The sequence below is a fragment of the Stenotrophomonas sp. HMWF003 genome, assembly GCF_003061285.1.
Lineage (GTDB): Bacteria > Pseudomonadota > Gammaproteobacteria > Xanthomonadales > Xanthomonadaceae > Stenotrophomonas > Stenotrophomonas maltophilia_AP.
Genome location: NZ_QAIW01000390.1, coordinates 4539 through 11655, shown reverse-complemented (window position 1 = coordinate 11655; position 7117 = coordinate 4539). Strand labels below are relative to the sequence as shown.

Genomic DNA, 7117 nt, shown 5'->3' with positions numbered 1-7117 from the left:
CCGCCGATGTCGGGGGTGGCGTCGGCCCAGGCCGACGGCGGGGACAGCACGGCGGTGGCCGGGCTTCGTGCCAGCGCCATGAAATCGAACAGGGCCGGGTCGGCCAGCTGCGACGGCTCCACCGTGCCCAGCGCGCGGGCGATCTGGTCGATGCGTCCGGGGTGCTGCTGCTCCCACTGCTGCAGCATCTGGCCCACCTGGCGGCGTTGCAGGTTGTCCTGGCTGCCACACAGATTGCACGGAATGATCGGGAACGCGCGAGCCTGCGCATACGCGCGGATGTCGTCCTCGGCCACGTAGGCCAGCGGGCGGATCACCACGTGCTGGCCGTCGTCGCTGCGCAGCTTGGGCGGCATCGCCGACAGCTTGGCGTGGTGGAACAGGTTGAGGAAGAAAGTGGCCACGCTATCGTCGCGATGGTGGCCCAGCGCGATCTTGCTGAAGCCGTGCTCCGCCGCGTGGCGGTACAGCGCGCCGCGCCGCAGCCGCGAGCACAGCGAACACATCGTGCGCCCTTCCGGAATGACCCGGCTGACCACCGAATAGGTGTCCTGCTCGATGATCTGGTAGGCCACGCCGATCGACGCCAGGTACTGCGGCAGCACGTGCGCGGGGAAGTCCGGCTGCTTCTGGTCCAGGTTCACCGCCACCAGCTCGAAGCGCACCGGCGCCTTCTTCTGCAGCTGCAGCAGCACGTCCAGCAGGGTGTAGCTGTCCTTGCCGCCGGACAGGCACACCATCACCTTGTCGCCGTCCTCGATCATGCCGAAGTCGGCAATGGCCTGGCCCACCTGGCGGCGCAGGCGCCGCGCCAGCTTGTCCTGCGCGGCCTCGGCCGCGCGCGGATCGCGGGCGCGCGGGACGGGATCGGGCAGGCGGATGACGGCGGAATTCATGGTGTCATTCTACCGGCTGGGGGGCACCCTCACAGGGACCCCGACGTGACTGCGTTCACTCCCGGGCGTCATCGCAGATGTGTATGCTCGACAGCTGTGGATACCCTCACACCCGAGCAGATCAGCGTCCGCCTTGCCGAACTCCGGCAGGAACACCGCGTGCTGGACGAGCAGATCCAGCGCATGGCCGCCAACGGCGAAGACGAACTGGAAGCCAAGCGCCTGAAACGGCGCAAGCTGCAGTTGAAGGACTGCATCGCCAAGCTGGCGGACATGCTGATTCCGGACGAACCCGCGTAGAGCCGACCGTTGGTCGGCTGCGGTTATCGGCTGCCGTGGGTTCCGGCGGCATGAACCTTGGCATGCGGCTTCGGACGGTGGTCAACGTCGGCCAACCGCTGCACGCCGTGTTGCCCAGTTCCCTACCGCTTGTGCCGCGCTTGCGCGCGGGTACCGACCAACGGTCGGTACCTACGCATTGCTGGCGAACGCCACAAGATCCGGATACGTTCGGATCTGTCCGATGCGCCTCGGCACATCCGCTTCGGTCAATCCGTGCTGACCGGCTCTTCCGGCTTGGCCGCTTCCGGGCTGACCCGTTCGATGGTGTGGCGCAGCTCGCGGCCGAGGATGAACTTGGCGTCCTTGGCCCACGCGTCCAGGCGGTCGTCGAACAGCAGCTTGCTGTTCTCGTCCGGCCACACCAGGCGCAGTTCGCGCAGCTTCTGGATGAAGCCGCGGAACAGGGTGCGGTCAAAGAATTCCGGCGCGGCCGGCGCATAGAGCAGGCTCAGGCGCTGGGCCGCCTGCTGGCACAGGCTTTCCAGCTCGGCCGCACCCAAGGTGCCCGGGCCGTTCTTCACCAGCACCGAGATGGCGATGTAATAGCGCTCGAATGCCTGCTGCAGAGAGTGGCCGATCGCACGCAGGCGGAACACCTCGTCGGTCTGTCCGGTGTTGCGCGCCAGGATGCCGCCGTCGTCGTCGTTGACGTTCTGCAGCAGCCCTTCGCGCACGAACACGTTGATGGTCTGCTCGATGCGCTGGGCGAACTCGTCCTCGGTCCACGGCAGGAACAGCTCGGCCTGCAGGAACGGGTACACCGTGCGGCCCAGCTGGACCAGGCCGGTGCGGCTCATGCGACGGTTGTTCTGGAAGCAGCACGCCACCCACGACGACGCGGTGAACAGGTGGATGACGTTGTTGCGGAAGTAGCTGAGCAGCACCGCGGTGTCGCCGCTGACGCTGAGCACGTCGCCGAGCGGGTGCTTGATGCGGGTGAGGACGTTGATTTCCTCGGCGTGGGCGATGATCCGCTCCGGCGAGTGCGGGGTCACCGTCACCCGGTCCGAATACGGCATTTCGACCAGCAGGGTCTTGCACAGCTCGATCTGCGCGATCAGGTCGGCCTCGCCCATCGCATGCTTGGGCGTGGACAGCAGCGCCAGCGCCAGCAGGTTGATCGGATTGACGTCGGCGGCACCGTTGATGTGCACCTGGATGCGTTCGGCCAGGTGGTCGACGGTGCCCGACAGCCACGACGGTTTCTCGTCTTCGCTGACCGGCTGCCCGTTCCAGTCCGGCGCCTGCTGGGCCAGCACGTCGTTGAGCGCGATCGGCTCGCCGAAGTTGACCACCACCTGCCCGTAGTTCTGCTTGAGCACCTTGGGAATGGACCATAGCAGCTGCCAGATCGATTCCTTCTCCTTCGGCCGCCCGGACAGTTCGTCCAGATAGCTGCCGCCTTCCATCAGCTTTTCATAGCCGATGTAGACCGGCTGGAACAGCACCGGCTTGCGCGGCTGGCGCAGGAACGCGCGCAGCGTCATCGAGATCATGCCGCCCTTGGGCTGCAGCAGGCGCCCGGTGCGCGAGCGACCGCCTTCGACGAAGTACTCGATCGAATAGCCACCGGCCACCAGCTGGGCCACGTATTCGCTGAGCACCGCCGAGTACAGCGCGTTGCCACGGATCGAGCGGCGGATGAAGAACGCGCCGCCCTTGCGCAGCAGCGTGCCGACCACCGGCAGGTTCAGGTTGATGCCGGCCACGATGTGCGGCGGCACGATGCCGCGGTCGTACAGCAGGTAGGACAGCAGCAGGTAGTCCATGTGGCTGCGGTGGCTGGGCACGTAGACCACTTCATGCCCGGGCGCGGCGGCCTTGAACTTGTCCAGGTGATGGACCAGCACACCAGCGTAGATGCGGTTCCAGACATGGCTGAGCATGAAGCTGGCCGAGCGCACCACCGGGCTGGAATAGTCCGCGGCGATTTCCCAGGCGTAGGCATGCGCCTTCTTCCAGGCATCGGCCGGCTTGGAGTTGTCACGCTTGGCCTGCGAGGCGATGGCCTCGCGCACGGTATCGGCGTCCAGCACCTTGTCCACCAGCAGGCGGCGGGTGGACAGGTCCGGCCCGATCACCGACTCGCGGATGCGGCGGAAATGGGTGCGCAACACGCGCTGCAGCTTGCGCACGGTGCGCTCGGGGTCCAGCCCCTCGTCGATCGTGCTGCGCAGCGAGATCGGCGGGGCGAACCGCACGATGGTGCTGCGGCCGTTCAGCAGCACCGCCAGCAGGCGGCGGAAGCGGCCCACCAGTGCCCAGTTTTCCGAGAACAGCACCGCGAACCAGCCGCTCTGCTTGTCCGGGGCGCGGCCGACGAAGATGGACACCGGCACCAGGTGCACGTCCAGCTCATCGCGCGCGCGATGGGCCTGCAGCACCTTGGCCAGGGAGTCGGAATGGGTCTTGGCGCCGCGCTGCTCGGGGATCAGCGAGTTGCTGCTGCTCCGCCGCGACAGCGCCACGTAGGCGCGCTTGCGCCCGGTGGGGTCGCCGGCGATGGGCACCAGCGGCGACGGCAGCCCGGCCTCGCGGCAGGCCTTGTCCAGGATCAGCGCGTTGGACAACCCGTAGTCTTCCAGCACGTAGACCACCGGGCGGCCGTCGTTGTACTGGCCAGGGTGCTCGGGTTCGATCTTCAGCGACAGCCACGGCTCGACCAGGCGGCCCAGCAGGCGCGCCCACCACGGGCGGCGGCCAACCGGGGCGCGGGTGCCGGGCACGATCGCGGCCGGTGCCACGCTGGCCGGGTCGACCTCGGCAGAGGAGGCAGCCGTCGCCTGGCCGGGATCGGCCGGGGCGCCGGTGGCGGCCACGCTGTCGGGCGACGCGGACGAAGGGTCCGGCGTCTTGGGCGGCTCTTCGCCGGGGAAAGGCAGGGGATTCTGGTTCGGCATCGGCTTCATTATGGCTTAGCCGGTGCAGAAGCACCGTCCTTGACCTGCGCGGCGGCCTCTGCTTTGGCCGCCTCGGCGGCGTCATGTTCAGCTTGCGCGGCCTGCGCGGCGTCGGCGGCCTGCAGCAGCGCGTCGGCCTGTTCCAGCGTGCGGGCCACGTACCAGTGGCCCTCACGGCGGGTCATGCGTACCTGCGCCTCGATCTGCTCGCCTGCCAGCGGGTACTGCACCCGCACCACCGCGTCGTTGCCCAGTTCGGACACCAGCTCGCCGCGCAGACCGGTCAAGGCCTCGTCCAGCGACAGGCCGTAGCTGGCCAGCGCGGTCTTGAACGCCTTGAAGAACGGCGCCAGGCGGCGCAGCGACTCCTCCATGCCGGCCGCCTGGAGCTGTTCCTCGGTGGACAGGCCGGCGGTGCGCGCGGTGGCGGTAAGCAGCGTGATGGTGGTGCGGGCGCGCTGCTTGTCGGTCAACGGCGCCGCCGCCGCCCATTTGCTCAGGGCATCCACCACCTGACTGTAGTGGGCGCGCTGCGCGTCGGTGTAGTCGCTCTGGTTGCGCAGGTACTGCACGCCGAACAGGCCCATCGAGTGCGCCGCCTGGCGCACGCCCGTGGCCTGGCCGGCAATCTGGGTGTCGAACGAGCGCTGCAGGCGCTGCGGTGCGTCCGGCCGCGACAGCGACGCCAGCATCGGCAACAGCTGGCCGTCCAGCGGCAGCTCGGTGAGCGGCCAGCGGCTGTGTCCCTGGGCCCAGGCCGCCTGCAGCCGCGCGTACTGCGCCGGCGGTACCGAGGCGCGGGCGTAGCCGAGCAGGTCGTTGTCGGCCACATGCCGGGCCAGCTGCTGCAGCGCGGCCACCGGTTCGGCGGCAGGCGCATCCGGATCGATCCGGTCCTGCTTGCAGGCACCCACCAACAGCGCCCCACACAGGACCAGGGCCATGGCCTGCCCCCGGTACTGCCACGACTTGGACGACATGGACATGAATTCGGACTCCCCGGACCGGATCGCATCTTGCGGCCTACGCCCCTGAGGCGGCAACCCACCCGCCGGCCGGACCGGGCCAACGCCCTGAAATGGAACCGAACGGGGTCCGATCCGTGGCCATCGGTGGCGATCAGGAGTTCTTCGTGCCGCGACACACGGGAGGGCGACGCGCCTGCGCCGCCCTCCCGCTGTCTCGGTACATCGGCCACAGTACCGCGCCGCGTATATCCCGCCGGTGTCAGTCGCCCCGCCAGGTCGCGGCGATGAAGTCCTTGATGTAGCCATCGGCCAGACGCGCGTAAACGCCCGGGTAGCCGGCCTGGGCGCAGCCCTGCCCCCAGCTGACCACGCCCAGCACCGTCCAGGCCCCGCGCCGCTGCACCAGCAATGGCCCGCCGGAGTCACCCTGGCAACTGTCGATGCCTTCTTCCCCCGCACAGATGACGTTGCCGGCCAGCAGCCCGGGGTAGGCCTGCTGGCAGGTGCGGAACGCCACGAACGGCGTTTTGACGGTCTGCAGCACGGTCGGGGATGCGGCGTCGCCCTCCAGTCCGGTATCGCCCCAGCCGATCACATCGAACCGGCGCCCGGCCCGCAGGTACCCGGCATCACTGCCCTCCAGCATCTGCGCCGGGGTGACACCGGCCAGGGGTTCGCGCAGCTGGATCAGGGCAACGTCGTTGACCAGGGTGCGGCTGTTGAACGCCGGATGCACATGGATGGCGCGGATGTTGGATGGCCGGTTGCGAACCGTGGCATCCAGCGTCGTGGCGCCGCCCAGCACCGCATACCCGGCCGGCTGGGCACGCTCGACGCAGTGGGCGGCGGTGAGTACCCAGGACGGGGAGATCAACGTGCCGCCGCACCAGTGCCGGGTGTGGTCGGAGTCGCCGTAGTCCAGCCGCTGCAGGCTGACCATGAACGGGTACTGCCCGGGCAGTGCGTCCTCGCCGCCGATGATCAGCGGGCGTGTGGGCCCGACTCCGGGCGAGGCGGGAGCCGCCTGTGCGGCGAGGGACAGGCCAAGGAGACCGGCGGCCAGGGCCAGTCGGGGGAACAGTTGCATGCGGCACCTCCATTGCAGGGATGGGAACGGGCCGGGCGTAGGTGCACCGGCAGGATCGATTCCATCGCAGGGAGGGGACGCGGAACTGTTGTACCCGGCTCAGTTCACCGGCGTTGCGGCGTTTCCTGATGCGGGGGCGCGGCGTCCGGGAAGGCCGGCGGCAGCCCACCCGCCGTGCGGGGTCGCGACGGCGGGTCAGGCAGGCCCTGCGGACTCAGGCGGTGCGGGCGCGCCAGGCTGAGGCGATTTCCAGCTGGATCGCCTCGGCGGCGGCACGCGGGTCGCCGGCCAGGCGGATCGGGCGGCCAACCACGATGGCGTCGGCGCCGTCGGCGAACGCCTGGGCCACGCCCACGGTGCGCTTCTGGTCGTCGCCCACCGGGCCGCCGGGGCGGATGCCCGGACACACGATGGAGAAACCGGCACCGGTGGCGGCGCGGATCGGCCCGGCTTCCTGGCCGGAGGCGATCACGCCGTCGATGCCGGCGGCCTGGGCGGCCAGCGCGCGCTCGACCACCACGTCCACCGGTTCGCGGTCGATGCCCATGCCGCGCAGGTCCTCATGGCCCATCGAGGTGAGCACGGTGACCGCAAGCAGGCGCATGTCGCTGCCGTTGGCGGCCGCACAGGCTTCCATCATGGCCGGGTGCCAGCCGTGGATGGTGGCGTAGCTCACCGGCCACTGCGACAGGCGTTTGATCACCGCGGCGGCGGTGGCCGGGATGTCGAAGAACTTCAGGTCGACGAACACGCGCTTGTCGCGCGCGGCCAGCGCATCGAGCACCTCGAAGTAGTCGCCGGAGGCGAGCAGTTCCATGCCGATCTTGTAGAACGACACGCTGTCGCCCAGCCGGTCCACCCACGCCAGCGCTTCGTCGCGGCCCGGTACGTCGAGCGCGAAGATCAGGCGCTCGTCATCGCGCA

The 7117-nt window shown here is 69.3% G+C and carries 6 protein-coding genes; 1 reads left to right on the top strand and 5 read right to left on the bottom strand.

All coding sequences use genetic code 11. The annotated features are described in order from the left end of the window. A partial coding sequence (ttcA, locus tag DBR34_RS16720; protein ID WP_128097643.1) for a tRNA 2-thiocytidine(32) synthetase TtcA occupies positions 1-896 on the bottom strand: 896 nt, incomplete at its 3' end. A gap of 96 nt (positions 897-992) precedes the next feature. On the opposite strand from ttcA, the gene DBR34_RS16715 reads away from it, so the two are divergent. Beyond that, on the top strand, positions 993-1196 hold the full coding sequence (locus DBR34_RS16715) for a YdcH family protein (RefSeq protein WP_038691406.1): 204 nt from the start codon (positions 993-995) through the stop codon (positions 1194-1196). A 248-nt stretch (positions 1197-1444) separates the two neighbouring features. Here the strand turns inward: DBR34_RS16715 and plsB are convergent, their stop codons facing one another. From plsB to pyrF, 4 genes are all read right to left on the bottom strand, one after another. Continuing rightward, on the bottom strand, positions 1445-4147 hold the full coding sequence (gene plsB, locus DBR34_RS16710) for a glycerol-3-phosphate 1-O-acyltransferase PlsB (protein WP_128097632.1): 2703 nt from the start codon (positions 4145-4147) through the stop codon (positions 1445-1447). Further along, positions 4147-5124 (bottom strand): hypothetical protein, encoded by a 978-nt coding sequence (locus DBR34_RS16705; RefSeq protein WP_128097631.1) that lies wholly within the window; start codon positions 5122-5124, stop codon positions 4147-4149. The genes plsB and DBR34_RS16705 overlap by 1 nt, the downstream gene beginning before the upstream one ends. 241 nt (positions 5125-5365) lie before the next feature. Next, positions 5366-6193, bottom strand: a complete 828-nt coding sequence (locus tag DBR34_RS16700) for a serine protease (protein WP_258224032.1) — start codon at positions 6191-6193, stop codon at positions 5366-5368. A 214-nt stretch (positions 6194-6407) separates the two neighbouring features. Beyond that, a partial coding sequence (gene pyrF / locus DBR34_RS16695) for an orotidine-5'-phosphate decarboxylase (protein WP_258224031.1) occupies positions 6408-7117 on the bottom strand: 710 nt, incomplete at its 5' end.